Source organism: Streptomyces sp. Je 1-79 (assembly GCF_025195125.1).
Lineage (GTDB): Bacteria > Actinomycetota > Actinomycetes > Streptomycetales > Streptomycetaceae > Streptomyces.
This window is the reverse complement of sequence record NZ_JAMGSL010000002.1, coordinates 138,625-164,085: the sequence shown is the minus strand read 5'-3', so window position 1 is coordinate 164,085 and position 25,461 is coordinate 138,625. Positions and strand designations below refer to the sequence as shown.

General features: G+C 71.1%; 24 protein-coding genes. 17 read left to right on the top strand and 7 right to left on the bottom strand.

Annotated features, from left to right (window positions below; all coding sequences use genetic code 11):
* The 5 genes from M5362_RS03745 to M5362_RS03725 all read left to right on the top strand — a co-directional run bounded on the left by M5362_RS03745 (position 1) and on the right by M5362_RS03725 (position 7,191).
* Positions 1-606, top strand: coding sequence for a (2Fe-2S)-binding protein (locus tag M5362_RS03745; RefSeq protein ID WP_260225840.1), 606 nt, complete (start codon positions 1-3; stop codon positions 604-606).
* Positions 607-608: 2 nt separating this feature from the next.
* Complete coding sequence (gene pucD, locus M5362_RS03740; RefSeq protein WP_260225839.1) at positions 609-3,011, top strand: xanthine dehydrogenase subunit D; 2,403 nt, start codon at positions 609-611, stop codon at positions 3,009-3,011.
* Positions 3,012-3,262: 251 nt separating this feature from the next.
* Positions 3,263-4,729 (top strand): NCS2 family permease, encoded by a 1,467-nt coding sequence (locus tag M5362_RS03735; protein ID WP_260225838.1) that lies wholly within the window; start codon positions 3,263-3,265, stop codon positions 4,727-4,729.
* A gap of 43 nt (positions 4,730-4,772) precedes the next feature.
* Positions 4,773-5,909, top strand: a complete 1,137-nt coding sequence (locus M5362_RS03730) for an XdhC/CoxI family protein (protein WP_260225837.1) — start codon at positions 4,773-4,775, stop codon at positions 5,907-5,909.
* Between the two features lie 67 nt (positions 5,910-5,976).
* Entirely contained in the window at positions 5,977-7,191 is a 1,215-nt protein-coding gene (locus M5362_RS03725) for a GNAT family N-acetyltransferase (RefSeq protein WP_260225836.1), read from the top strand.
* A gap of 89 nt (positions 7,192-7,280) precedes the next feature.
* On the opposite strand, the gene M5362_RS03720 is transcribed toward M5362_RS03725, so the two are convergent.
* The gene (locus tag M5362_RS03720; protein WP_260225835.1) at positions 7,281-7,886 is read right to left on the bottom strand and encodes a TetR/AcrR family transcriptional regulator; all 606 of its coding nucleotides are present in this window, start codon (positions 7,884-7,886) and stop codon (positions 7,281-7,283) included.
* 124 nt (positions 7,887-8,010) lie between these two features.
* Here M5362_RS03720 and M5362_RS03715 point away from each other — a divergent pair, with 124 nt between their 5' ends.
* The 4 genes from M5362_RS03715 to M5362_RS03700 all read left to right on the top strand — a co-directional run bounded on the left by M5362_RS03715 (position 8,011) and on the right by M5362_RS03700 (position 11,335).
* Positions 8,011-9,162, top strand: coding sequence for an acyl-CoA dehydrogenase family protein (locus tag M5362_RS03715; RefSeq protein ID WP_260225834.1), 1,152 nt, complete (start codon positions 8,011-8,013; stop codon positions 9,160-9,162).
* Positions 9,163-9,195: 33 nt separating this feature from the next.
* A complete protein-coding gene (locus tag M5362_RS03710) occupies positions 9,196-9,957 on the top strand; it encodes an SDR family NAD(P)-dependent oxidoreductase (protein WP_260225833.1) in 762 nt (253 codons plus the stop codon).
* Between the two features lie 108 nt (positions 9,958-10,065).
* Positions 10,066-10,794, top strand: a complete 729-nt coding sequence (locus tag M5362_RS03705) for a TetR/AcrR family transcriptional regulator (protein WP_260225832.1) — start codon at positions 10,066-10,068, stop codon at positions 10,792-10,794.
* Between the two features lie 142 nt (positions 10,795-10,936).
* The gene (locus M5362_RS03700) at positions 10,937-11,335 is read left to right on the top strand and encodes a hypothetical protein (protein WP_260225831.1); all 399 of its coding nucleotides are present in this window, start codon (positions 10,937-10,939) and stop codon (positions 11,333-11,335) included.
* A gap of 91 nt (positions 11,336-11,426) precedes the next feature.
* Here M5362_RS03700 and M5362_RS03695 read toward each other — a convergent pair whose 3' ends face one another.
* Genes M5362_RS03695 through M5362_RS03685 form a run of 3 tightly spaced genes read right to left on the bottom strand, consistent with a single transcriptional unit; the run spans position 11,427 to position 14,394 of the window.
* A complete protein-coding gene (locus tag M5362_RS03695; protein WP_260225830.1) occupies positions 11,427-12,383 on the bottom strand; it encodes an electron transfer flavoprotein subunit alpha/FixB family protein in 957 nt (318 codons plus the stop codon).
* A gap of 33 nt (positions 12,384-12,416) precedes the next feature.
* Positions 12,417-13,202, bottom strand: coding sequence for an electron transfer flavoprotein subunit beta/FixA family protein (locus tag M5362_RS03690; RefSeq protein WP_260225829.1), 786 nt, complete (start codon positions 13,200-13,202; stop codon positions 12,417-12,419).
* Positions 13,203-13,242: 40 nt separating this feature from the next.
* Complete coding sequence (locus M5362_RS03685; RefSeq protein ID WP_260226158.1) at positions 13,243-14,394, bottom strand: acyl-CoA dehydrogenase family protein; 1,152 nt, start codon at positions 14,392-14,394, stop codon at positions 13,243-13,245.
* Between the two features lie 167 nt (positions 14,395-14,561).
* Between M5362_RS03685 and M5362_RS03680 the strand changes: the two genes are divergently transcribed.
* Complete coding sequence (locus M5362_RS03680; RefSeq protein WP_260225828.1) at positions 14,562-15,428, top strand: AraC family transcriptional regulator; 867 nt, start codon at positions 14,562-14,564, stop codon at positions 15,426-15,428.
* An 81-nt stretch (positions 15,429-15,509) separates the two neighbouring features.
* Here M5362_RS03680 and M5362_RS03675 read toward each other — a convergent pair whose 3' ends face one another.
* The 3 genes from M5362_RS03675 to M5362_RS03665 all read right to left on the bottom strand — a co-directional run bounded on the left by M5362_RS03675 (position 15,510) and on the right by M5362_RS03665 (position 18,503).
* On the bottom strand, positions 15,510-16,613 hold the full coding sequence (locus tag M5362_RS03675; protein WP_260225827.1) for an aliphatic sulfonate ABC transporter substrate-binding protein: 1,104 nt from the start codon (positions 16,611-16,613) through the stop codon (positions 15,510-15,512).
* A gap of 365 nt (positions 16,614-16,978) precedes the next feature.
* Positions 16,979-17,437 (bottom strand): Rrf2 family transcriptional regulator, encoded by a 459-nt coding sequence (locus tag M5362_RS03670; protein ID WP_260225826.1) that lies wholly within the window; start codon positions 17,435-17,437, stop codon positions 16,979-16,981.
* 52 nt (positions 17,438-17,489) lie between these two features.
* A complete protein-coding gene (locus M5362_RS03665; protein ID WP_260225825.1) occupies positions 17,490-18,503 on the bottom strand; it encodes an amino acid ABC transporter permease in 1,014 nt (337 codons plus the stop codon).
* A gap of 726 nt (positions 18,504-19,229) precedes the next feature.
* Between M5362_RS03665 and M5362_RS03660 the strand changes: the two genes are divergently transcribed.
* The 7 genes from M5362_RS03660 to ssuE all read left to right on the top strand — a co-directional run bounded on the left by M5362_RS03660 (position 19,230) and on the right by ssuE (position 25,430).
* On the top strand, positions 19,230-20,360 hold the full coding sequence (locus M5362_RS03660) for an LLM class flavin-dependent oxidoreductase (protein WP_260225824.1): 1,131 nt from the start codon (positions 19,230-19,232) through the stop codon (positions 20,358-20,360).
* Positions 20,357-20,926: a GNAT family N-acetyltransferase gene (locus M5362_RS03655; RefSeq protein ID WP_260225823.1), complete on the top strand. Its 570-nt coding sequence runs from the start codon at positions 20,357-20,359 to the stop codon at positions 20,924-20,926. Before M5362_RS03660 ends, M5362_RS03655 begins: the two co-directional genes overlap by 4 nt.
* Positions 20,923-21,894, top strand: a complete 972-nt coding sequence (locus M5362_RS03650) for an ABC transporter substrate-binding protein (RefSeq protein ID WP_260225822.1) — start codon at positions 20,923-20,925, stop codon at positions 21,892-21,894. The genes M5362_RS03655 and M5362_RS03650 overlap by 4 nt, the downstream gene beginning before the upstream one ends.
* 14 nt (positions 21,895-21,908) lie before the next feature.
* A complete protein-coding gene (locus M5362_RS03645; protein ID WP_260225821.1) occupies positions 21,909-22,964 on the top strand; it encodes an amino acid ABC transporter permease in 1,056 nt (351 codons plus the stop codon).
* A complete protein-coding gene (locus M5362_RS03640) occupies positions 22,961-23,725 on the top strand; it encodes an amino acid ABC transporter ATP-binding protein (RefSeq protein ID WP_308354844.1) in 765 nt (254 codons plus the stop codon). The genes M5362_RS03645 and M5362_RS03640 overlap by 4 nt, the downstream gene beginning before the upstream one ends.
* A 61-nt stretch (positions 23,726-23,786) precedes the next feature.
* Positions 23,787-24,776 carry an ABC transporter substrate-binding protein gene (locus M5362_RS03635; protein WP_260225820.1) on the top strand — a complete coding sequence of 330 codons (990 nt, stop codon included), beginning with the start codon at positions 23,787-23,789 and terminating at the stop codon, positions 24,774-24,776.
* Between the two features lie 96 nt (positions 24,777-24,872).
* A complete protein-coding gene (gene ssuE / locus M5362_RS03630) occupies positions 24,873-25,430 on the top strand; it encodes an NADPH-dependent FMN reductase (RefSeq protein WP_260225819.1) in 558 nt (185 codons plus the stop codon).
* Positions 25,431-25,461 lie beyond the last annotated feature (31 nt).

Here is a 25,461-nt window from a genome sequence, read left to right as displayed (position 1 = left end):
ATGCGCGTCAATTTCACGGTCAACGGCCGTCAGCAGGAAGCCGACGACGTCTGGGAGGGCGAGTCCCTTCTCTACGTCCTGCGTGAGCGGATGGGTCTTCCCGGTTCCAAGAACGCCTGCGAGCAGGGCGAGTGCGGTTCCTGCACCGTCCGTCTCGACGGGGTCCCGGTCTGTTCCTGCCTGGTCGCGGCCGGTCAGGTGGAGGGCCGCGAGGTCGTCACGGTCGAGGGTCTGGCGGACTACTCCCAGCACCGCGAGGACGCCCACCCGGGCGGTGCCTGTGGCACCGGCGGCTGCGGCACCAGCCTGGACTCGGCCAAGAAGTGGCAGGCCAAGCCGGCGGACTCGCAGACCGGTGAGGCCGGCAGCGACCCGCTGGCGCTCTCGCCGATCCAGCAGGCGTTCATCGACGCCGGCGCGGTCCAGTGCGGCTTCTGCACCCCGGGTCTGCTGATCGCCGCCGACGAGCTCCTGGAGCGTCAGAGCGACCCGTCCGACCAGGACATCCGTGAGGCCCTCTCCGGCAACCTCTGCCGCTGCACGGGCTACGAGAAGATCCTCGACGCGGTCCGCCTCGCGGCCGCCCGTCAGGGAGAGGCGGTCTGACCATGGCGCAGAACACGCGCACCGTTCCGGCGGGCACGCCGACGAACGTCACCCAGAGGCACAACAAGGGCGGCATCGGCGAGTCGACGCTCCGCCCGGACGGCACCCTCAAGGTCACCGGCGAGTTCGCGTACTCCTCGGACATGTGGCACGAGGACATGCTGTGGGGCCAGACGCTGCGCTCCACCGTCGCGCACGCCGAGATCGTCTCCATCGACATCTCCGAGGCGCTGGCGATGCCCGGTGTCTACTCCGTGCTGACCTATGACGACCTGCCGGCCGAGATGAAGAACTACGGCCTGGAGATCCAGGACACGCCCGTCCTGGCGCACGGCAAGGTCCGTCACCACGGTGAGCCGGTCGCCCTCGTGGCCGCCGACCACCCGGAGACGGCCCGCCGCGCCGCGGCCAAGATCAAGATTGACTACCGGGAGCTGCCGGTCGTCACGGACGAGGCCTCCGCCCTCGCCGCCGACGCCCCGCTGATCCACGAGGGCCGCGACGACCACCACTCCGGTCACGTCCCGCACCCGAACATCGTGCACCGCCAGCCGATCATCCGCGGCAACGTGGAGGAGGCCCGCAAGCGGGCCGACGTGATCGTCGAGGGCGAGTACACCTTCGGCATGCAGGACCAGGCCTTCCTCGGCCCGGAGTCCGGCCTCGCCGTGCCGTCCGAGGACGGCGGTGTCGACCTCTACGTCGCCACCCAGTGGCTGCACTCGGACCTCAAGCAGATCGCCCCGGTCCTCGGTCTGCCCGAGGAGAAGGTCCGCATGACGCTCTCCGGCGTCGGCGGTGCCTTCGGCGGCCGCGAGGACCTGTCGATGCAGATCCACGCCTGCCTCCTGGCGCTCGCCACGAACAAGCCGGTCAAGATCGTCTACAACCGCTTCGAGTCCTTCTTCGGCCACGTGCACCGCCACCCGGCGAAGCTCTGGTACGAGCACGGCGCCACCAAGGACGGCAAGCTCACGCACCTCAAGGCCCGGATCGTGCTCGACGGCGGCGCCTACGCCTCGGCCTCCCCGGCCGTCGTCGGCAACGCCTCCTCGCTCGGCGCCGGTCCGTACGTGGTCGACGACGTCGAGATCGAGGCCGTCGCGCTCTACACCAACAACCCGCCGTGCGGCGCGATGCGCGGCTTCGGCGCGGTCCAGGCGTGCTTCGCGTACGAGGCGCAGATGGACAAGCTCGCGGCGAAGCTGGGCATGGACCCGGTCGAGCTGCGCCAGCTCAACGCCATGGAGCAGGGCACGATCATGCCGACCGGCCAGGTCGTGGACTCGCCGGCGCCCGTCGCCGAGCTGCTGCGCCGCGTCAAGGCCCGCCCGATGCCGCCCGAGCAGCAGTGGCTCACCGCCGGCGAGCAGGCGGACGTCCGCGCGCTGCCGGGCGGTCTGTCCAACACCACCCACGGCGAGGGCGTCGTCCGCGGTGTCGGCTACGCGGTCGGCATCAAGAACGTCGGCTTCTCCGAGGGCTTCGACGACTACTCCACCGCCCGTGTGCGCCTGGAGGTCATCAACGGCGAGCCCGTCGCGATGGTCCACACGGCCATGGCGGAGGTCGGCCAGGGCGGTGTCACCGTCCACGCCCAGATCGCCCGCACGGAGCTGGGTGTCACCCAGGTGACCATCCACCCGGCCGACACCCAGGTCGGCTCCGCCGGTTCGACGTCCGCCTCCCGGCAGACGTACATGACCGGTGGCGCGGTGAAGAACACCTGCGAGAAGGTGCGCGAGGCCGTCCTCGAGATCGGCCGCCGCAAGTTCGGCTCGTACCACCCGGCGTGGGCCACCGCCGAGCTCCTGCTCGAGAACGGCAAGGTCGTCACCGACGGCGGCGAGGTCCTCGCGGACCTGGCCGACGTCCTGGAGGACGAGGCCGTGGACCAGGAGCACGAGTTCCGGCACCGCCCGACCGTCGCGTTCGACCTGGTCACCGGCCAGGGCGACGGCCACGTCCAGTACACCTTCGCCGCGCACCGCGCGGTGGTGGAGGTGGACACCGAGCTCGGCCTGGTGAAGGTCATCGAGCTCGCGACCGCCCAGGACGTCGGCAAGGCGCTCAACATGCTCTCCGTCGTCGGCCAGATCCAGGGTGGAACCACCCAGGGCCTGGGCGTCGCGGTGATGGAAGAGATCATCGTGGACCCGAAGACCGCGAAGGTGCGCAACCCCTCCTTCACGGACTACCTGATCCCGACGATCCTCGACACGCCGACCATCCCGGTCGACGTACTCGAACTGGCCGACCCCAACGCGCCGTACGGCCTGCGGGGACTCGGCGAGGCCCCGACCCTGTCGTCCACCCCGGCCGTCCTCGCGGCGATCCGGAACGCGACGGGCCTGGAGCTCAACAAGACGCCGGTCCGCCCCGAGGCGCTCACCGGCACCCTCTAGGACTCTCCGGGCGGGGCGTGCCTCCCAGGAACGTCACACTTCCCAGCCCGCTCCGCCCGGAGAAAACCCCCGGTATCACCGCTCACCGATACCACCGGCAGCACCAGCACCACCGAACAACCGATTCAGCAAAGTTCGTCTCGGGCCGTCCCCCGGGTCGTGCAGCCCACGCAGCATCCCAAATCCCGCAGCATGTCTGACCTTCGGAAAGTCTTAAGCGGGTGCCCCTTTGAACCTTGGGAGTAGGCCCCATGACCCAGTCGTCAGTGGAGCCCAAGACCGCCTCGGAGGACGCGGGCTCCGGCTCGAACGTCCCCGCCGGCCGCTCTTGGCTCGACCGGTACTTTCACATCTCGGAGAGAGGATCAACCGTCGCGACGGAGATCCGCGGCGGCGTCACCACCTTCATGGCGATGGCGTACATTCTCCTGCTCAACCCCCTGATCCTCGGCGGCAAGGATGTGGACGGCAACGTCCTCAGCCAGCCCGCGCTCATCACGGCGACCGCTCTGGCCGCCGCGGCGACGACCCTGCTCATGGGCTTCTGGGGCAAGGTCCCCCTCGCCCTCGCGGCCGGGCTCAGCGTCTCCGGTGTCCTCTCCTCGCAGGTCATCTCCGTCATGACCTGGCCGCAGGCGATGGCCATGTGTGTGGCCTACGGTGCGGTGATCTGCCTCCTGGTGGTCACCGGCCTCCGCGAGATGATCATGAACGCGATCCCGCTGGCGATCAAGCACGCGATCACCATCGGCATCGGCCTCTTCATCGCGCTGATCGGCTTCGTCAAGGCCGGCTTCGTCCACGAGAACCCCTCGCCCGGCGGTGGCCCGGTCGTCCTCGGCCCGGCCGGCGAGCTGGCCGGCTGGCCGGTCCTGATCTTCGCCTTCACCCTGCTGCTGATCTTCGCGCTCCAGGCCCGCAACGTGCCCGGCGCCATCCTGATCGGCATCGTGGCGGGCACGGTCATCGCCGCCATCGTCAACGCCGTCGGCGACCTGCCGGCCAAGGCCTGGTTCTCCGGCCCGCCGGAGCTCAGCGGCAGCGCCGTCTCCACGCCGGACTTCTCGCTCATCGGCGAAGTGTCCTTCAGCGGCTGGGGCGACGTCGGCTACATCACGATCACCATGATCATCTTCACCCTGGTGCTCGCCGGCTTCTTCGACGCCATGGCCACGATCATCGGTGTCGGATCCGAGGCCAAGCTCGCCGACTCCCAGGGCCGGATGCCCGGCCTGTCCAAGGCGCTGTTCATCGACGGTGCCGGCGGTGTCATCGGCGGCGGCGTCGGGGGCTCCGGCCAGACCGTCTTCGTCGAGTCGGCGACCGGCGTCGGCGAAGGTGCCCGTACGGGTCTGTCCTCCGTCGTCACCGGCGCGTTCTTCGCGGCCTGTCTCTTCTTCACCCCGATCACCGCGATCGTGCCGGCCGAGGTCGCCTCCGCGGCCCTGGTCGTCATCGGCGCGATGATGATGCAGAACGCCAAGCACGTCGACTGGAGCGACCGCTCCGTCGCGATCCCGGTGTTCCTCACCGTGGTCCTGATGCCGTTCACGTACACCATCACCACGGGTGTCGCGGCCGGCGTCATCTCCTACGCCGTGATCAAGACGGCGCAGGGCAAGGCACGCGAAGTGGGCGCCTTCATGTGGGGCCTGACCGCGATCTTCATCGTGTTCTTCGCGATCCATCCCATCGAGAGCTGGCTGGGCGTCAGCTGACGCCGCACCGTCGCCCTCCACACACACATCGAGGAGTTTCGAGATGCTGGACATCGCCGAAGAGCTGCACCGGTGGGTCGAGCAGGGACGCGAGTTCGCCGTCGCCACCGTCGTGGCGGTCGGCGGGAGCGCGCCCCGGCAACCGGGTGCCGCGCTCGCCGTCGACAGCGACGGCACGGCGATCGGCTCGGTCTCCGGAGGATGTGTGGAGGGCGCGGTCTACGAGCTGTGCCAACAGGCCCTCGAAGACGGCGAGACCGTCGTCGAGCGCTTCGGCTACAGCGACGAGGACGCCTTCGCCGTAGGCCTGACCTGCGGCGGAATCATCGACATCCTCGTCACCCCGGTCCGCGGCGGGGTCTTCCCCGCCGCCCTGGCCGCCGCCGTCTCGGGGGAGGCTGCGGCCCTCGCCAGGATCGTCTCCGGACCCTCCGACCTGATGGGCCGGGCACTCCTGGTCCGGCCCGACGGATCGTACGAAGGCGGCCTCGGCGGCCACCCCGAGCTGGACCGCACCGCGGCCGGCGAGGCCCGGGCCATGCTGGACGCGGGCCGCACCGGCACCGTCGGGATCGGCGAGGACGGCAGCCGCTGCGGACAGCCGCTCACCCTTCTGGTCGAGTCCTCCGTCCCCGCGCCGCGCATGATCGTCTTCGGCGCCATCGACTTCGCCTCCGCCCTCGTCCGGGTCGGCAAGTTCCTCGGCTACCACGTCACGGTGTGCGACGCCCGGCCCGTCTTCGCGACGCCGGCACGCTTCCCCGAGGCCGACGAGATCGTCGTCGACTGGCCGCACCGGTACCTGGAGTCGACCGAGGTCGACGGACGGACCGTCCTGTGCGTGCTGACCCACGACGCCAAGTTCGACGTCCCGCTCCTCGAAGCGGCCCTGAGGCTTCCCGTCGCCTACGTCGGCGCGATGGGCTCCCGCCGGACCCACGAGGACCGCAACAAGCGCCTGCGCGAGGTCGGCGTCACCGAGATCGAACTCGCCCGCCTGCGCTCCCCGATAGGGCTCGACCTCGGCGCCCGCACCCCGGAGGAGACCGCCCTCTCCATCGCCGCCGAGATCGTCGCCAACCGCCGCGGCGGGAGGGGCACCTCCCTGACGGGCGCGCACACCCCGATCCACCACGACGGCCCGCGCGCCCCGGACGGCCGGATAGGTTCCGTCGCCTGAGACGGCGTGGATCACCCCGGGCGACCCGCCGACCGGGCCCCGCCCGGCCGCCACTACTGTCCTGAACATGGACATTCGTGACGTACCCGAAGTGCATCTCGACCGTGCCCTCGACCTCGCGTACCTCGTCTTCCATGAGCGTCCCGAGGAGGAGGAGCGGGGGCACCAGCGCGAGCTGCTGCTCGCCTGCGAACGGATCGGCGCGTACGACGGCGAGCGGTTGGTGGGCTTCCTCGCGGCCTTCCCCTTCACCCTCTCCGTACCCGGCGGCGACCTGCCCTGTCCCGGCCTGACGTACGTCTCCGTCGCCCCGACCCACCGTCGGCGGGGCGTGCTCTCCGCCCTGATCGCCGAGGCGTTCCGGCGGTACGAGGAACGCGGGACGCCGCTCGCCGCGCTCTGGGCGTCGGAGGACGCCATCTACGGCCGCTTCGGCTTCGGCGCCGCCACCCGGGGCGTCACCGTCGAGATCGACTCCCGGCGCCCCCTCGCGCTGCGCATCGACCCGGACGAGCGCCCGCTGCGGCTGGTGGAACCGGCCGACGCCCCGGTCGTCGTCGGCCCGTACTTCGAGTCCACACGCGCGCTCCGGGCGGGCCGGAACGCGCGGGACGAGGCGCGCTGGGCCGGCGAGTGGCTGCGGGACGAGGACGAGGACGACGACGAGCTGTCACCGCCCCGGGTCGTGGTGCTCGGCGATCCCGTCGCCGGGTACGCCGTCTACCGCACCAAGGGGGAGAACGAGGAGGCCCGCACGGCCGGCGTGGTCCGGGTCGACGAGGTGGAGGCCGACACCCCGGCCGTCGCCGCCGCGCTCTGGCGCTATCTGGCCTCGATCGACCTGACCGCTACGGTCCGTGCCTGGGGCAGGCCCGTCGACGACCCCCTGCTGCTCTTCGCCGCCGACCGCGACCAGGTGCGGGTCACGGGGCAGTTCCCCGCGCTGTGGGTGCGGCTCGTCGACGTCCGCGCGGCGCTCACGGCCCGGAGCTGGGCCGCGGCGGCGGACCTCGTCCTGGAGGTCCACGACAGCCGCCTGCCAACCAATTCGGGCCGCTTCCGGCTGACGACGGGCCCGGACGGGGCGCGCCACGAGCCGACCGCCGACCCGGTCGACCTCTCCTTCGGCGTACGGGACCTGGGTGCCTGCTACCTCGGCGGTACGAAGGTCGTGGACCTGGTCGCCGCGGGCCTGGTGGAGGAGCACACCCCGGGCGCGGCGGCCACGCTCGACGCCGCGCTGCGGACACCGCGCCTGCCGCACACCGACGACGGCTTCTAGTCCCGGCCGTACGGGGGATCCGGTTCCGGCCGGGCCGTACGGGGATCCGGGCTGATCCGGGCAGGGCCCGGACGTCTCGTCCCGGGCGGTCAGTTCCTGCGCAGGCCGTTGAGAAGCAGCTCGGCCAGCTGTCCGTACGCCTCCGCGTCGGCAAGTCCGGTGGCCGCCGCGACCTGCCGCTGCTGGATGCGGACCATGACCGAGGTGATGACGTCGGCGGCGAAGGTCACGTGGACCTCGCGGAAGACGCCCGCGCGGACGCCCTCCTCGATGAGCTGCTGCACCCGTCCGGCCGCCGCGCGCGTGTTGCGCTCGTAGACCTCGGCGGCCGGCTCGAACGCCGCGACGTCGTCGAAGAACTGCGGGGAGACCGGGGCCAGCTCGGCCGCGACGGCCCGCAGGTACGCGGCGAGCCGCTCCGCCGGGTCCTGCTCCGCCGCGAGGACCGCCTCGACGCGGGTGGTCGCGCGCCGGAAGAAGTGGACGACGGCCGCCCTGACGAGCTGCTCCTTGCTGTCCGCCAGGCCGTAGAGCGTGCGCTTGGAACAGCGCAGCCGGGCGGCCAGATCGTCCAGTGTCAGCTGGGCGAACCCCTCGCCGACCAGGAGGGCGACCAGCTCCTCGAAGAGGGCGGAACGGCGGGCCGCGCCGCGGCCCGACTGCCTGGGGGCGCCGGTGACAGGAGTCTCGATCACCCGAACAGTATGCCGGTCGGCCCGTTCCGGGGGTTACGGCGTCACCCTTCTGCGCTACTCTCAACGGTACTGCCGTACCGCCCCCAGTACCGTTACAACGGTGCTGAGTGTCACTGGAGTCGCCATGGATGTCGACCGCCTGCTTCCCACCCCCGAGGCGGCGGACCTCATCGCCCTCACCCGGGAGATCGCCGACAAGGAGCTCTCTCCCCGCGTGGACGAGCACGAGGCCGCCGAGACCTATCCCGAGGGTCTGTTCGCCACGCTCGGCCGGGCCGGGCTGCTCGGCCTGGCCTACCCCGAGGAGTTCGGCGGCGGAGGCCAGCCGTACGAGGTGTACCTCCAGGTCCTGGAGGAGCTGGCGGCGCGCTGGGCGGCCGTCGCCGTCGCCACCAGCGTCCACACCCTCGCGTGCCACCCCCTGCACTCCTTCGGCACCCCGGAGCAGAAGGAGCGCTGGCTCCCCGCGATGCTCGCCGGCGAGACCATCGGCGGCTACAGCCTCTCCGAGCCCCAGGCGGGCTCCGACGCGGCCGCCCTGTCCTGCAAGGCCGAGCGCGTGGACGGCCCGGACGGCGGCGCGTACCGCGTCACCGGCAACAAGGCGTGGATCACCCACGGCGGCAAGGCCGGGTTCTACGCCCTCTTCGCCCGCACCGCCCCCGGCGGCCACGGCATCTCCTGCTTCCTCGCCCCCGGCGAGACCGAGGGCCTCACCTTCGGCCTCCCCGAGCGGAAGATGGGGCTCCAGGCCGTCCCCACGACCTCCGCCCACTGGGACGGCGCCCTCCTCGACGCCGACCGGCTCATCGGGGACGAGGGCCAGGGCCTCCAGATCGCGTTCAGCGCGCTCGACTCCGGGCGGCTGGGCATCGCCGCCTGCGCCACGGGCCTCGCCCAGGCCGCGCTCGACACCGCCGTCGCGTACGCCAACGAGCGCTCCACCTTCGGCCGGAAGATCGTCGACCACCAGGGGCTCGGCTTCCTCCTCGCGGACATGGCCGCCGCCGTCGACTCGGCCCGCGCCACCTACCTCGACGCGGCCCGCCGGCGCGACCTCGGCCGCCCCTTCAGCCGCCAGGCCAGCGTGGCCAAGCTGACCGCCACCGACGCGGCCATGAAGGTGACCACGGACGCCGTCCAGGTCCTCGGCGGGTATGGCTACACCCGCGACTTCCCGGTCGAGCGCTACATGCGCGAGGCCAAGATCATGCAGATCTTCGAAGGCACGAACCAGATCCAGCGGCTGGTCATCAGCCGCCAGCTCGCCCGCTGACGCCCCCTTCCCGCTGACGTTTCGAGGAGTTCCATGGACATCGCCGGCTCCGCCGCGCTCGTCACCGGCGCCGCATCCGGTCTCGGCGCCGCCACCGCCGCCGCACTCGCCGCCCGCGGCGCCACGGTCTACGGCCTGGACCTGGACAAGGCGGTCGCCGCCGCCGGTCCGCTGCCCGAGGGCGTCACGCTGCTCGCGGCCGACGTCACCGAGGAGGCGCCGGTCCGCGAGGCGCTCGCCCGGATCGAGGCCGACGGGGCGGAGCTGCGACTCGCCGTCAACTGCGCGGGCATCGCCCCCTCCGCCCGCGTCCTGGGCCGCAAGGGCCCGCACGACCTCGACCTGTTCCGCGCGGTCCTGAACGTCAACCTGCTGGGGACGTTCAACGTCATGCGGCTGGCCGCCGAGGCCATCGCCCGTCAGGAGCCGGACGAGAACGGACAGCGCGGCCTCGTCGTCAACACCGCGTCGATCGCCGCCTTCGAGGGCCAGGTCGGACAGATCGCGTACGCCGCCTCCAAGGCGGGCGTCGCCGGGATGACCGTCACGGCCGCCCGCGACCTCGCGCAGTTCGGCATCCGGGTCGTCACGATCGCGCCCGGCATCGTCGACACCCCGATGATGGCCGGATTCAGCGAGGAGATCCGCGCCGGGCTCGGCGCGAGCGTCACCTTCCCGCAGCGCCTGGCCCGCCCGGAGGAGTACGCGAGGCTCGTCACGATGGTCACCGAGCACGACTACCTGAACGGCGAGACGATCCGGATGGACGGCGCGCTGCGGATGGCGGCCCGCTGACCTCCCGTACCCCCTGAGCGGCCTCCCGTAGCGCGAGAGAGCACTTGGTGCCGGATTTTGCTGGCACCAAGTGCCGCGGCCTCGCCCGGCGGATGTTAGGTTCGGGCCATGGGAACAGCCTCGACGAACTCCGCGAAGCCCGCGATGCGGGACTCCCTCATCGCCGCGGCCTTCCAGCTCTTCCTGGAGCGGGGGTACGAGCAGACGACCGTCGACGACATCGTCGCCCTCGCCGGGGTCGGCCGGCGGTCCTTCTTCCGGTACTTCCCGTCGAAGGAGGACGTGGTCTTCCCCGACCACGAGCAGAGCCTCGCCGACATGACCCAGTTCCTCGCCGCGAGCGCGGACACCGACGACCCGCTGGTCAGGGTCTGCGACGCCACCCGCCTCGTCATGCGGATGTACGCCGAGAACCCCACGTTCTCCGTCCAGCGCTACCGCCTCACCCGCGAGGTGACGGGCCTTCGGACGTACGAACTCTCGGTCGTCTGGCGGTACGAGAAGACGCTCGGCGACTATCTGCGGACCCGCTACGCGGACCGCCGCGACGGCACCCTGCGGGCCAACGTGGTCGCGGCCGCCGTGGTCGCCGCGCACAACCACACGCTGCGCCACTGGCTGCGCTCCGGCGGCGAGGGCGACCCGCTGGCCGAGGTGGACCGGGCCCTCGACTTCGTGCGGAGCACCTGGAGCGAGGGGAACGGCGACGGCGGCGCCGCCGGCTCCGGAGCCGCCCGGAGCGAGGAGGCCGAGGACGTCGTGGTGGTGATCACCAAGCGGTCCACGCCGATGTGGCGCGTGGTGCGCGAGGTGGAGTCGAGCCTCGGCGAGAGCTGAGAGACGCCGTGACGATCTCCGCTGATCTCAAGGGGATCTCAGTATCGTCAATTCAGGGAACTCAGGTCTTTATTTGATGGCACTCAGTGCCATATCTTTGCTCCATGCACGGTCGAGCCGCCGAGTGCAAGGAGAACGCATCGTGTTCCACACCGGGTCCGTAGCACTGAGGAACGGGAGCACAGCCGTCCGGGCCGAGGAATCGGCCGAGGACGCCGAGCTCTACTACCAGCTCTGCCGCTGGTGCCACACCACGACCTTCCAGCGCCTGCTCTGTCCGACCTGCGGGTCGACCGACCTCGCTCCCGAACGCAGCGAGGGCGAGGGCGTGATCTCCGTACGCCGCGGGGTCGCCGCGGCCGACAACGACCTGTGGCCGGTGCACATGACCGAGGGCTTCGTCGTACGGTGCCGGGTCGACGGGCCCCCGCACGCGGTACGCCCCGGCGTACGCGTCAGGCTCTCCGCCCACGGCGTCCTGACCGGTCACGAGCCGGTCGTCCGGCTCTGCGAAGAGGTCCCCCTCGACGGCTGGATCTGACCCCCGCGGGGGCGACACAGGAAACCGGCCCGGTGGCACAGAGTGCCACCGGGCCGGTTTCTTCGTCCGTACGGGCGAGAGCCCGGAGCGGCTAGCGCGCGCCGATCTCGTCCGTCAGCTGCGGCAGGACCTCGAAGAGGTCGCCGACCACGCCGTAGTCCACCAGGTCGAAGATCGGGGCCTCGGCGTCCTTGTTCACGGCCACGATCGTCTTCGAGGTCTGCATGCCCGCGCGGTGCTGGATCGCGCCGGAGATGCCCGCCGCGACGTACAGCTGCGGCGAGACCTGCTTGCCGGTCTGGCCGACCTGGTTGGAGTGCGGGTACCAGCCGGCGTCGACGGCGGCGCGCGAGGCGCCGACGGCCGCACCGAGCGAGTCCGCGAGCTTCTCGACGACCGCGAAGCCCTCGGCCGCGCCGACACCGCGGCCGCCGGAGACCACGATCGCGGACTCGGTCAGCTCGGGGCGGCCGGTGGAGACGCGCGGGGTGCGCGAGACGACGGTGGCCGCGTTGCCGGTGAAGGCGACGGTGACGTCCTCGACCGTACCGGCGGCCGGGGCGGCCTCCGGGGCGGCGGAGTTCGGCTTGACGGTGATGACCGGCACGCCGTGCGAGACCCGCGACTTGACCTGGTAGGAGGCGGCGAAGACGGACTGGGTCGCGACCGGGCCCTCGTCACCCGCCTCCAGCTCCACGGCGTCCGTGATCAGGCCGGAGCCGAGGCGCAGCGCGACGCGCGCGGCGACCTCCTTGCCCTCGCCCGAGGAGGTCACGAGGACGGCGGCGACGCCCTTGTCCTTCGCGATCTGGGTGAGCGCGTCGACCTTCGGTACGACGAGCTGCTCGGCGAACTCGGCGCCGTCCGCGACGTACACGGTGGCCGCGCCGTACTCACCGGCCGTGGCGGCGATCGACGCCGCGGCCTCGCCGGCGCCCAGCACGACGGCCGTCGGCTCGCCGATCCGGCGGGCCAGGGTGAGCAGTTCGAGCGCCGGCTTGCGGACCGCACCGTCGGCGTGGTCCACGAGAACCAGGATCTCAGCCATGATTCCTTGCTCCTGAACGATAGTGACGGCGGGTCAGATGAACTTCTGGGAGGACAGGAACGCGGCGAGCTGCTTGCCGCCGTCGCCCTCGTCGGTGACGATCGTGCCCGCGGTGCGCGCCGGGCGCGCCGTGGCCGACTCGACCAGGGTCCAGGACCCGGCCAGACCGACCTCGTCGGCGTCGATGTCGAGGTCGTCCAGGTCCAGCTCCTCGACCGGCTTCTTCTTGGCGGCCATGATCCCCTTGAAGGAGGGGTAGCGGGCCTCGCCGGACTGGTCGGTGACCGAGACGACGGCGGGCAGCGGTGCCTCGAGCAGCTCGGTGGCGGCGTCGCCGTCCCGGCGGCCCTTGACCAGGGCGCCCTCGACCGTGACCTCGGAGAGCAGGGTGACCTGGGGAAGGCTCAGCCGCTCGGCGAGCAGCGCCGGCAGCACACCCATGGTGCCGTCGGTCGACGCCATGCCGCAGAGGACCAGGTCGAAACCGGTCTTCTCCAGGGCCTTGGCGAGGATGGCGGAGGTGCCGATGACGTCGGTGCCGTGGATGTCGTCGTCGTTGACGTGGACGGCCTTGTCGGCGCCCATCGACAGCGCCTTGCGCAGTGCGTCCTTGGCGTCGTCCGGGCCGACGGTGACGACCGTGACCTCGGCGTCGTCGGACTCCTCGGAGATCCGCAGCGCCTGCTCGACGGCGTACTCGTCCAGCTCCGACAGCAGGCCGTCGACCTCGTCGCGGTCGACCGTCAGGTCGTCGGCGAAACCGCGGTCGCCGGTCGCGTCGGGTACGTACTTCACACAGACAGCGATCCTCAGGGTCACGGCCTGGCTCCTTTCAAGCGGTCAAGCGGGTGGCGGACGGTTACGGGAGGTTGCGGGCCATGACGATGCGCTGGACCTGGTTGGTGCCTTCGTAGATCTGGGTGATCTTGGCATCGCGCATCATGCGCTCGACCGGGTAGTCGCGGGTGTAGCCGTAGCCGCCGAGGAGCTGGACGGCGTCGGTGGTGACCTCCATCGCGACGTCGGAGGCGAAGCACTTGGCGGCCGCGCCGAAGAAGGTCAGATCACCGTCGACGCGCTCGGACTTGGCGGCGGCGGCGTAGGTGAGCTGGCGGGCGGCCTCCAGCTTCATGGCCATGTCGGCGAGCATGAACTGCACGCCCTGGAAGTCGGCGATCGGCTTGCCGAACTGCTTGCGCTCCTTGACGTAGCCCTTGGCGTAGTCGAGGGCGCCCTGGGCGATGCCGAGGGCCTGGGCGGCGATGGTGATCCGGGTGTGGTCCAGGGTCTTCATCGCGGTGGCGAAGCCGGTGCCCTCCGCGCCGATCATCCGGTCGGCGGGGATGCGGACGTTGTCGAGGTAGACCTCGCGGGTCGGGGAGCCCTTGATGCCGAGCTTCTTCTCCGGAGCGCCGAAGGAGACGCCCTCGTCGCTCTTCTCCACCACGAACGCGGAGATGCCCTTGGACCGCTTCTCCGGGTCGGTCACGGCCATCACCGTGTAGTACTCCGACTCGCCGGCGTTGGTGATCCAGCGCTTCACACCGTTGAGGACCCAGGAGTCCCCGTCGCGGACCGCGCGGGTCTTCATCCCGGCCGCGTCCGAACCGGCGTCCGGCTCGGAGAGGCAGTAGGAGAACATCGCCTCGCCGCGGGCCAGCGGCCCCAGGTACTTCTGCTTCAGCTCCTCCGAGCCCGACAGGATCACCGGGAGCGAGCCGAGCTTGTTCACGGCCGGGATCAGCGAGGACGAACCGCACGCGCGGGCGACCTCCTCGATCACGATCACCGTCGCCAGCGCGTCCGCGCCGGCACCGCCGTAGGACTCCGGCACGTGCACCGCGTGCAGATCCGCCGCGACCAGCGCGTCGAGCGCCTCGCGCGGGAACCGGGCCTCCTCGTCGACCGCCGCCGCGAACGGCGTGATCTTCGCCTCCGCCAGCGCGCGGACCGTCTCCCGGAGCATGTCGTGCTCCTCGGACAGGCGATACAGGTCGAAGTCCTTGCCCATGATGGCGAGCTCCCCTAAGGCTTGTGGCACTGAGTACCCTCAGCAAAACACACTCAGTGCCACAGGCGCCAGTGGCGCCGCGCGACCCGACCGATTCGGGCACGAGAAGTCGGGTGCGGCAGGGTGGGGCCTTCCTAGCGTGGTGGGCGAAAGGGAAGGAGTCCGTGGTGCTGGAGCGGCTGAACCAGGCGATGGAGCACATCGAGGCGCATCTCGACGGGCCGATCGATTCCGCCGATCTCGCCAGGATCGCGGTCACGTCGGAGTACCACCTGCGGCGGATGTTCTCCGCGCTGGCCGGAATGCCGCTGTCGGAGTACGTCCGGCGCAGGCGGATGACGGTCGCGGGTGCGGAGGTGCTCGCCGGCGGGCGGACGCTGCTGGACGTCGCGACGCGGTTCGGCTACGGCTCGGGCGAGGCCTTCGCCCGCGCGTTCCGCGCCGTCCACGGCGTGGGGCCGGGCGAGGCGCGGCGGACCGGGGCGGCTCTGCGCTCCCAGCCACGGATGTCCTTCCGACTCGTCGTCGAAGGGAGCAGCACCATGGAGTACCGGATCGTGGAGAAGCAGGCGTTCCGGGTGGCGGGCAGGACGGCACGCGTCCCGCTCGTCCACGAGGGGATCAATCCCGCGATCGCCGACCTCATCCGGGGCATCGGCCCGGAGACCCTGCGGCGCGTCGCGGCCCTGTCCGACCAGGAGCCGGCCGGGATCGTCGGGGTCAGCGACCAGCTCGACCCGAGCCGCGCGGAGGGCACCGAACTGGACTACTACCACGGCGTGGTGACGAGCGCGGAGGTGCCCGACGACCTGGACGCCCTGGACGTCCCGGCGGGGACATGGGCGGTCTTCGAGAACTCCGGCCCGTTCCCGCAGGCGCTCCAGTACCTGTGGCGGGACGTCTTCACCCAGTGGTTCCCCTCGAACCCGTACCGGAGCAGGCCGGGCCCCGAGATCCTGCGCGTCGAGGTGGCGCGGGACGGGGCGACGGCGGAGGCGGAGCTCTGGATCCCCGTGGAGCGCACGGCCTCGTAGCGGGGCGGGGAGCACGGCGGCCGGCCGCCCTCGGGTCGCGGTGGACCCGTGGACGGCCGGCCGGGCCGGACGGCCGGGGAGCTACTTGACGCTGAGGCCGGCGTCGGAGACCTCGGGCTCGCCCGCGGCCTTGAGGATCTTGTTGAGGGGCTTCAGGTCGTAGATGCCGACCAGGTCGGGCTGCTTGAGGAGTCCGGCCTTGACGGCGTGGTCGGCCTGGGCCTGGAGGGTCGAGGCGAGCGGGTCGTTGGTGAACCGGATCGAGGGCCAGGCGCCGTCGATGACCTTCGCGCCGAGCGGCTTTCCGGTGAGTTCCTTGAGCTTGGCGTTGGCCGAGGCCTTGGCCTTCTCGGGGTTGGCGTTGATCCACTTGTTGGTGTTCACCGAGCCGCGCAGCACGGCCTCGACGACGTCGGGGTGCTCGGTGAGGAACTTCTGGGACACGATGATGTTCGTGATGACGAACTTGTTGTCGGGCCAGAGCGTCGACTCGTCGAGGAGGACCTTGGCGCCCTCGCTGACGAGCTTGGAGGCGGTGGGCTCGGGGACCCAGGCGCCGTCGATGGAGCCCGACTTGTAGGCGTCCGGGGTGACCTTGTTGTCCGTACGGAGCACGGAGACGTCGCCCTTGCCGCTCTGGGCGTCGACCTTCCAGCCCTTCTCGGAGATCCAGTTGAGGAAGGCCACGTCCTGGGTGTTGCCGAGCTGCGGCGTCGCGATCCGCTTGCCCTTGACGTCGTCAAGGGTCTTGATCTTCGCCGGGTTCACGACCAGCTTCACACCGCCCGAGGCGGAACCGGCGATGATGCGGAGGTTCTTGCCCTTGGACTTGGTGTAGCCGTTGATCGAGGGGGAGGGGCCGATGAAGCCGATGTCGATGGAGTCGGCGTTCAGCGCCTCGATCTCGGAGGGGCCGGCGTTGAAGGTGGAGACCTTCAGCTGGGTGCCGCCGAGCTCCTTCTGGAGGATGCCTTCCTGGTCGCCCACCAGGGCGGTGGCGTGCGTCAGGTTCGGGAAGTAGCCGAGCCGGACCGTGTCGGCCGAGAGCTTCTTCCCCTCGGCGGCCACCTTCTTCTCGTCGCTCTTGGCGTCGGAGCCGTAGCCGCACGAAGCGATCAGGAGGGGGAGCGCCGCGATGGCGACGACGTTGCGCAGGGTGGTGGTGAGCGGTCTTGCGGCAGACACGGAGGTGTCCTCTCGGAGGCTGGGTGAGCGGGAACGTGACGACGTACGGGACGTGAAGCCCGCGGGCGGGAAGGCCTTCGCGGGTGGAGGCGCCGAAGCTGCGGTGCAGGCAGGGCGGACGGTCTCAGGCGGGCCGACAGATGGCGCTGGACGCGTGGCCGAGGTCGATGTGGCGACGGGAGGTCAGCAGGAGCGACCGGCGGTCTGTGCTGTCGAGCTTTCGCATGGTGGCCACCCCCTCGCGGATCCCTAGTTCTCCTACCTGGTTGATAGGGATCGTGGCAGAAGGTCGCGGACACCCCAAGAGGGATTTCATATGCTGGACGAGATTGTCTCGCTCTTTGAGAACACCCTGGTGGGAGGGGTCAGGGATTGACCCAGGCGTCCGGGGCGGTGGCCAACGCGGACACCCCGGCGGGGAGTTCGGCCGACGCGACATCGGCGAGCGAGACGCCGTCGAGGATCTCGCGCACGTTGGAGCGCAGGGCGACCCACAGCGGGAGCAGTGACTCGGCGGGGCCCGTGTAGGACAGGTCCGGAGGGCGGACCCCGCGCACCGAGACGAGCGGCCCGTCCACCACGCGGATGACGTCCGCGATGCTGATGGCCCCGGCCGGCCTGGCCAGGCGGTAGCCGCCGTTGCCGCCCCGCCGGCTGACGACGAGACCGCCCCGGCGCATGTCGTTGAGGATGCCTTCGAGGAACTTGTGCGGGATGTCCTGGGCCTCGGCGATGGCCTCCGTCTTCAGGGGGTCGTCGGACCGTGACGCGGCGAGTTGCAGTGCGGCGCGTACCGCGTAGTCCGCCCTGGCTGAGATCCGCATGGGGTCAGTATCCCGTACGGCTCCGGCCCGGAAGCCGCCGCGTGCGCCCCGCTCACGCGCGTGCTCGCGCCAGCCGGGTCCGGAGCCGCTGCGACGGCGTCGGCGGCAGGGCGCGGGCGGCGCCGCGCGCGTAGTGGCGTTCGACGTAGAACTGGGCCGTGCTGAGGACGGTCGTGACCGCGACGTACCAGAGGGTGGCGACCATCAGCAGCGGGATGACCTGGTAGGTCTGGTTGTAGACCAGCTGCACCGAGTACAGCAGGTCGTGCACGGCCAGGACGCTGACGATGCTCGTGCCCTTCAACGTGCCGATCAGCATGTTCCCGGCCGTCGGCACGATGGAGCGCATCGCCTGCGGAATGACGATCTTCCGCAGGGTGCGCCGTCTGCCGATGCCGAGCGCCTGGGCGGCCTCCGTCTGTCCCGCGTCCACGGAGAGGATGCCGCCGCGGACCACCTCGGCGGCGTACGCGGCCTCGTGCAGCGTCAGTCCGATGACCGCCGTGAGCGTCGGGCCGAACAGGTTCACCGTCTGGACGGTGAAGAACTGCGGTCCGAACGGGATGCCCAGGCCGAGCGTCGGGTACAGCGCGCCGATGTTGAACCAGAACAGCAGCTGCACCAGCAGCGGGGTGGACCGGAAGATCCATACGAACCCCCAGCTCAGGCTCCCCAGGACCGGGTTGCCGGAGAGCCGCATGACGGCGAGCGGGATGCCGAGGAGGAAGCCGAGCACCATCACGGCGGCCGTCAGCCACAGCGTGAGCAGCAGCCCGTCGAGCACGGCGGCGGTGGTGAAGTACCGCCCGACCACGTCCCACTGGAAGGCGGGGTTGCGTACGACGGAGTGGACCACCATCGCGAAGACGAGCAGCGCGGCGGCGGCGGTGAGCCATCGGCCGACGCGACGGCGCGGCACGATCGGCGGCAGATCACGGTCGTCGCCCCTGCCCACGCCGTCGGGGGCCTTCGGGCGTCGCTCGGGCGGGGCGGAGGAGGAGATCGCGGAGCCGGCGGGGTCGACGGACGCGACGGCTGGGTCGGCGGTGCCGGACGGTGGGACCATCAGAGGGTCTCCTGGAGAGGGAGGCGCGGGCGCGACGGAGATCGCCCGGGCGGGGCGGCGGAGGTCGTTCGTGGACCGCGCACGGGCACGGGGCGGTCACGGGCGGGTCGGGTGGGCCTCGGTGACGACGTCAACACACGCGCCGCGTCCCTCAACGCGGCGGGGGCGGCGGCCGCGCGAGGCGGAGCCGGTCCGGGACCGATCGTAGGCGTCCGCGGCGCGATTGTGTCAACCACGCAAAGGAACCGCCCAACTCCGCTCCGGAGGCCGGTACATGGTTGACGAGGAGCGAGATGTACTGCTCAATGGGTCGCATGGATGCCGATCAGCGCCTGGTCACCCGCGACCACATCGACTTCGGTCGCGTGTGGTCCGCAGCGTGTCGCGCCTGACGCGGCAGCGGGCCGTCCGACCGGCCCTTCCCTCCTTCGGTGCCCCCGTCGCGGGCCGTTCTCCCCTTTCGTAGCACCGCCGTTCACGCTCGCCGCGCCCGCGGGTGCGGTCGCGTAGCGGGGGTCCTGCGTGACGTGACGCGCGCTGCCGCCGCCCCACCTCGGCCGAGGCCCCTGCCCCGGCGTCATCACACCTCTCCATCCTCCCGCTCTCCCGCACCCTGAAGCGCCGCCGCACCCGGCCGCACCGAGGGCCGCCCCGGCGTGCCCGTGTGCAGTCCACGCGGCGGCCCAGCGGCCCGGGCCCCGAAGACCTGAGGAAAGGCCATCTCCCATGCCAGTGGAGTTCCTTGGCATCGCCGCCACGCACGACGGCTCGGAAACCACCCCGCGCTCCGGCGACGCCTTCGACAAGGAGTACACGCTCCGGCTCGCCCGGGCGCACGAGGACCACGGCTGGGACCGGGTGCTGTTCGCCTACGGCTCCGGTTCGCCGGATCCCGCGCCGGCCGCGGCGTACATCGCGAGCAGACTCGACCGGCTCCAGATCCTGCTGGCCCACCGGCCCAACGTCTCCTACCCGACCTTCGCCGCGAAGACCTTCGCCACCCTCGACCAGATCAGCGGCGGCCGGCTGACCGTGCACTTCATCACCGGAGGCAGCGACCACGAGCAGGGCCGCGAGGGCGACACCCTCACCAAGGACGAGCGCTACGCACGCACCCGTGAGTACATCGGCATCGTCAAGAAGATCTGGACCACCCACGAGCCCTTCGACCACGAGGGCGAGCACTACCGCTTCCACGACTTCGTCAGCGACGTCTTCCCCGTCCAACAGCCCCGCCCCGACGTGTCGTTCGGAGGCTCCTCGCCCGCCGCGTACGCGGCGGGCGGCGCCGAGGCCGACATCTACTGCCTCTGGGGCGAGCCGCTGGCGGAGACCGCCGCCCAGATCGAGGAGGTGAAGGCCGCCGCGAAGGCCGCCGGCCGGACCGACGTACCGCGCGTCCAGGTCGCGTTCCGCCCGATCATCGCCCCGACGGAGGAGCTGGCCTGGGAGAAGGCCCACCGCACGGTCGGCGCCATCAGGGCGCGGCGCGAGTCCGGTCTCGTACGGCACCACCGCAGCGACGCGCCGCAGAACACCGGCTCGCAGCGGCTGATCGCCATCGCCGAGGCGGGGGAGCGCTACGACCGGGCGCTGTGGACCCCGACGGCCGCCGCGACCGGCGGCGCGGGCAACTCCAACGCCCTGGTCGGCACCCCGGAGACGGTCGCCCAGGCGCTGCTCGACTACTACGACCTCGGTGTCGACATCCTCTCGGCCCGCGGCTACGACCTTCTGGACGACGCGATCGACTTCGGCCGGTACGTGATCCCGATCGTCCGCGAGGAGGTCGCCAAGCGGGACGCCGAACGCGCGGCCCGAGGCGCGCATCAGACCCTGGCGGCGGTGAACGGATGACCGCCGTCACCCAACCACCCGTCACCGACAGTGAACTGGCGGTCGCTCATGTGGCCGTCTCCGACCCGAGGGTGCAGCCGCTGCTGCGCGAACTGGGCGACGAGTACTCCACGCGCTACGGAACGGACGCCCACACCGAACTCTCCCGCTACCCGGACGAGGAGTTCACCGAGCCGCACGGCGGTCTCCTGCTCCTGCTCCTGGAGCGCGGCGAGCCCGTCGCGGGCGGCGCCTTCCGCCGCCACGGCCCGGACACGGCGGAGCTGAAGCGGATCTGGACGCACTCCGCCCACCGGCGGCGCGGACTGGCCCGCCGAGTCGTCGCCGAACTGGAGCGAGAGGCGGGCGCCCGCGGCTACCGACGGATCTTCCTCACCACCGGCCCGCGCCAGCCGGAGGCCCGCGGCCTCTACCTGGCCACCGGTTACACGCCGCTCTTCGACACGGAGGCCGAGCCGGAGACCCTCCGCCTGCTGCCCTTCGAGAAACACCTCCAGAAGGACCTCCAGAACCACCCCCAGAACGACCTCCCGCCGCACCACACCGGAAAGGCCGCCGTCCTGTGAACCTCCCCGCGATACGCGCGACCGGCACCCGTCTGCGCATCGCCGTCCCGCTGGCCCTGCTGCCCGTGCTGGCGGTGACGGCCTGCGGTTCCGGCTCCACCGCTGACGCCACCGCCGTCGGCGGCCGGGCGTCCGCCGCGCCGACCGACGACCCGGTCGCCGCCGTGCGCAAGGTGGACACCGCCGCCGCCCTGCTGCCCGACGAGGTCCGTGCGGCGGGCACGCTGAGGGTCGGCACCTCCGTCGGGTTCCCGCCGGGCGCGTACTACCCGAACGGCGCCGACAAGGCGCCCGCGGGCCAGGACATCGACCTCGCCGACGCGGTGGCCAAGGTCCTCGGGCTGAAGCTGGAGCGGCAGGACGCCTCGTTCGAGACGATCCTGCCGGCCCTCGGCAGCGGCAAGTACGACGTCGGCACCGGGAACTTCGGCGTCACCACCGAACGCCTCCGGACCATCGACTTCGTCACCTACATCAACGACGGCCAGGGTTTCGCGGTCAAGACCGGCAACACCGCGCTCGGCACGAAGGTCACCGACCTCACCCAGCTCTGCGGGCTGAACATCGGAACCGGCGCGGGCACCACCTTCGAGGCGACCCTCACCGCGCGGAAGGGGGAGTGCGCGAAGGCGGGCAGGAAGCCGTACGACGTGCAGGTGTACGCGGAGAACGGGGCCACCCTCACCGCGCTCCAGCAGGGCCGGATCGACGTGATCATGTCGACCATCAACGGGCTGCGTCACCAGGCGGCGCAGCCGGCGTCCAGGACCACGTTCCTCGGCGAGTTCCACCGCCTCGACGTCGGCTTCGCCTTCAAGAAGGGCTCCCCGCTCACCCAGGCCTTCCAGGCCGCGGTCAACGAGCTGATCAAGGACGGGACGTACGCCCGGATCCTGGAGAAGTGGGGCACCACCGAGTCCGCGATCGACACCTCGCGGATCAACCCACCCGAACACGTGAAGAGTTGAGCAGGACCGCCACGATGGGACTCACCACCGACCCCGCGACCCACCCCGCCACGGCGGTCGCCTCCGCCTCCGCCACCGCCGTAACGGACGCCCGCGCGGGCTCCCTCACACCGCCCGCCAAGGACGACACCGACGCGCTCAAGGTCGTCCCCGCCCGCCACTACGCGCGCTGGGCGGCGGCCGTCGCCGTGGCCGTGCTGGTCGCCCAGTTCATCCACGGCCTCGCCACCAACCCGGTCTGGGAATGGGAGGTGTTCCGCGCCTACGTCCTGTCCGAGACGATCGTCCAGGCCGTCTGGGTCACGCTCCAGCTCACCGCCTACGCCACCGTCCTCGGCTTCCTCCTCGGCACCGTCCTCGCCTTCATGCGCCTCTCGCGCAGCCCGGTGCTCCAGACCGTCGCATGGACCTACATCTGGATCTTCCGGTCCATCCCGATGATCGTCCAGCTGGTGTTCTGGTTCAACCTGAGCGCCCTGTACGAGCGGCTGGGCGTCGGCATCCCGTTCGGGCCGGTGTTCTGGTCCGTCGACAGCAACAGCCTGATCGGCACCATCGGCGCCGCGATCATCGGACTGACGCTGCACCAGGCCGCGTACGCCGCCGAGATCGTCCGGGGCGGCGTCATCGCCGTCGACCACGGACAGCTGGAGGCCGCCGCCGCGCTCGGCATCCCCCGGCTGCGGCAGATCCGGCGGATCGTGCTCCCGCAGGCCATGCGCGCCATCCTGCCCACCGCGGGCAACGAGATCATCGGCCTGCTCAAGGGCACGTCGGTGGTCTACGTGATGGCGATCGGCGAGCTGTTCTACCAGGTGCAGGTGGTCTACGGCCGCAACGGACGGGTCATCCCACTGCTGCTCGTCGCCACCGCCTGGTACGTGGTCCTCACCTCCCTGTTGTCGGTCGCCCAGTACTACGTGGAGCGCCGCTTCGCCCGGGGGAGCAACCGCACCCCGCCGCCCACGCCGCTCCAGCGAGCCCGGCGCTTCGTCCGCGACCTGCGGACGGCGGCCGCCCGGCGCGACCAGCCCGTCGTACCCCTGAAGCCCCTGGGAGGCAGCCGATGAGTGAGGTGATGGTGGACGTCCACGGCGTCCACAAGAGTTTCGGTCCGCTGGAGGTGCTGCGCGGCGTCGACCTCCAGGTGCGGGCCGGCGAGGTGACCGTGATCCTCGGGCCGTCCGGCTCGGGGAAGTCCACGCTGCTGCGCACCGTCAACCACCTGGAGAAGGTCAACCGCGGCTGGATCGCCATCGACGGCGAGCTCATCGGCTACCGCCGCTCCGGCGGAAAGCTGTACGAGCTGAAGGAGAAGGACGTTCTGAAGCAGCGCACCCACATCGGGTTCGTCTTCCAGAACTTCAACCTCTTCCCGCACCTGACCGTCCTGGGCAACCTCGTCGAGGCGCCCGTCTCCGCGCTGCGCCGGTCGCGCAAGGAGGCCGAGGAGACCGCGCGACGACTCCTCGACCGGGTCGGCCTCGCCGACAAGGCCGACGCCTACCCGCGCCAGCTCTCCGGAGGCCAGCAGCAGCGGGTGGCCATCGCCCGCGCGCTCGCCCTCGAACCCAAGGTGCTGCTCTTCGACGAGCCCACCTCCGCGCTCGACCCCGAGCTGGTCGGTGAAGTCCTGGACGTCATCAAGGACCTGGCCCGCACCGGCACCACCATGATCGTCGTGACCCACGAGATCGGCTTCGCCCGCGAGGTCGCCGACACCGTGGTCTTCATGGACGACGGTCTCGTCGTGGAGCAGGGCCCGCCCGCCGCCGTACTCGACGATCCACGGCACGAGCGCACGCGCGCCTTCCTCTCCAAGGTCCTCTGACCCCCGCCGCTTCCCGATCGCCTTCCACCTCCGACCCCTTCCAGACGCAAGGAGCACCACCGTGTCCACCACCTCGCTCAGCCGCCGCACCGCCACCGCCGCCGCGCTGGGCCTGACCCTCACGCTCGGCCTCACCGCCTGCGGCAACCCCTCCGACGGCGGCACGACCGAGGTCGCGGCCGCGTCGGGCGGCACGACGAAGATCAACCTGAGCCCGGACCAGAACCGCGTCTCCACCGCCAAGGTCGACTCCATAGCGGCCAAGGTCCCGGAGAAGATCCGCGAGAGAGGCACCCTGGAGATCGTCGACTCGTCCGGCTCCGCGGCGCCGCTGACCTTCTACGCCACCGACAACAAGACCGTCATCGGGGTCGAGACCGACATCGCCTCGCTCGTCGCCGACGTGCTCGGTCTCGAACTGAAGATCAACACCGTCTCCTGGGAGAACATCTTCGTCGGCCTGGACAGCGCCAAGTACGACGTCGGCTTCAGCAACATCACCGTCACCGAGGAGCGCAAGGAGAAGTACGACTTCGCCACCTACCGCGAGGACAACCTGGGCTTCGAGGCGAAGAAGGGCAGCGGCCTGAAGGTCGACGGACCCGAGGACGTGGCGGGCAGGACCGTCGCCGTGAGCAGCGGCACCAACCAGGAGAAGCTGCTCGTGGAGTGGAGCAAGGAGAACGAGAAGGCAGGCCGCAAGCCGGTCGACATCAAGTACTACCAGAACGACAGCGACACCTACCTCGCCCTCCAGTCCGGCCGGATCGACATCTACCTCGGCCCCAACCCGACCGCCGCCTACCATGCGGCCACCACCGGGAAGACGGAGGTCGTGGGCACGTACTCCGGCGCCGGCGCCACCCTCCAGGGCCTCATCGCCGCCACGACCAAGAAGGGCAGCGGCCTGGCAGAGCCGCTCGCCGCCGCGCTCGACGAGGTCATCGAGAACGGCACGTACGCCAAGGTCCTGGAGCGCTGGGGCCTCTCCGAGGAGGCCGTGACCAGCTCCGAGATCAACCCGCCCGGCCTGCCCAGGACCAACAAGTAGCCCCGTGGTGTGCGGGGGCCGGGCGCGTTCCAGCGGCCCGGCGCCCCGCACACCCCCACCGGCCCGACGCAATCCCACGCCCCCGAAGGGTCCGCCATGGCCACCGTCCTCTCCGTCTCCGGAAGCCCCTCCGCCACCTCCCGTACCGCCCGACTGCTGCGCCACCTTGACACGCGCCTGGCCGCCCACGGGCACGAGGTCGTCCCGCTGGACGTCCGTAGCCTCCCCGCCGAGGCGCTGCTCGGCGCCGACTTCGGACACCCGGCGATCGTCGAGGCGACCGCGCTCTTCGCCCGCGCCGACGGGGTCGTGATCGGCACGCCCGTCTACAAGGCCGCCTACTCCGGTCTGCTGAAGTCCCTGCTCGACCTGCTGCCGCAGTACGCCCTGGAGGGCAAGACGGTGCTGCCGCTGGCCACCGGCGGGACGACGGCGCACGTCCTGGCGATCGACTACGCGCTCCGCCCCGTCCTCAGCTCCATGGGGGCCGGGCACATCGTCCAGGGCTGGTTCACGCTCGACAAGGACATCGCGGCCGGGGCCGACGGCACCCTGACCGTCGCGCCGGGCGCGGCCGAGGGCCTCGCGCAGGTCGTCGACCGGTTCTCCGCAGCCCTCGGCAGCCGTACGGCACTCCTGGCGGCCGCCGGCTGAGCGCCGGGAGCACGCCCCGTACCGTCGATCA

Excerpts from the sequence above, each read along its gene's own strand:
- pucD (WP_260225839.1), top strand. The coding sequence starts at position 609 with ATGGCGCAGAACACGCGCACCGTTCCGGCGGGCACGCCGACGAACGTC.
- M5362_RS03715 (WP_260225834.1), top strand. The coding sequence starts at position 8,011 with ATGGATGTCGACCGCCTGCTTCCCACCCCCGAGGCGGCGGACCTCATC.
- M5362_RS03670 (WP_260225826.1), bottom strand. The coding sequence starts at position 17,437 with ATGCGGATCTCAGCCAGGGCGGACTACGCGGTACGCGCCGCACTGCAA.
- M5362_RS03705 (WP_260225832.1), top strand. The coding sequence starts at position 10,066 with ATGGGAACAGCCTCGACGAACTCCGCGAAGCCCGCGATGCGGGACTCC.
- M5362_RS03735 (WP_260225838.1), top strand. The coding sequence starts at position 3,263 with ATGACCCAGTCGTCAGTGGAGCCCAAGACCGCCTCGGAGGACGCGGGC.
- M5362_RS03710 (WP_260225833.1), top strand. The coding sequence starts at position 9,196 with ATGGACATCGCCGGCTCCGCCGCGCTCGTCACCGGCGCCGCATCCGGT.
- M5362_RS03640 (WP_308354844.1), top strand. The coding sequence starts at position 22,961 with ATGAGTGAGGTGATGGTGGACGTCCACGGCGTCCACAAGAGTTTCGGT.
- ssuE (WP_260225819.1), top strand. The coding sequence starts at position 24,873 with ATGGCCACCGTCCTCTCCGTCTCCGGAAGCCCCTCCGCCACCTCCCGT.
- M5362_RS03725 (WP_260225836.1), top strand. The coding sequence starts at position 5,977 with ATGGACATTCGTGACGTACCCGAAGTGCATCTCGACCGTGCCCTCGAC.
- M5362_RS03730 (WP_260225837.1), top strand. The coding sequence starts at position 4,773 with ATGCTGGACATCGCCGAAGAGCTGCACCGGTGGGTCGAGCAGGGACGC.
- M5362_RS03645 (WP_260225821.1), top strand. The coding sequence starts at position 21,909 with ATGGGACTCACCACCGACCCCGCGACCCACCCCGCCACGGCGGTCGCC.
- M5362_RS03685 (WP_260226158.1), bottom strand. The coding sequence starts at position 14,394 with ATGGGCAAGGACTTCGACCTGTATCGCCTGTCCGAGGAGCACGACATG.
- M5362_RS03745 (WP_260225840.1), top strand. The coding sequence starts at position 1 with ATGCGCGTCAATTTCACGGTCAACGGCCGTCAGCAGGAAGCCGACGAC.
- M5362_RS03660 (WP_260225824.1), top strand. The coding sequence starts at position 19,230 with ATGCCAGTGGAGTTCCTTGGCATCGCCGCCACGCACGACGGCTCGGAA.
- M5362_RS03655 (WP_260225823.1), top strand. The coding sequence starts at position 20,357 with ATGACCGCCGTCACCCAACCACCCGTCACCGACAGTGAACTGGCGGTC.
- M5362_RS03695 (WP_260225830.1), bottom strand. The coding sequence starts at position 12,383 with ATGGCTGAGATCCTGGTTCTCGTGGACCACGCCGACGGTGCGGTCCGC.
- M5362_RS03665 (WP_260225825.1), bottom strand. The coding sequence starts at position 18,503 with ATGGTCCCACCGTCCGGCACCGCCGACCCAGCCGTCGCGTCCGTCGAC.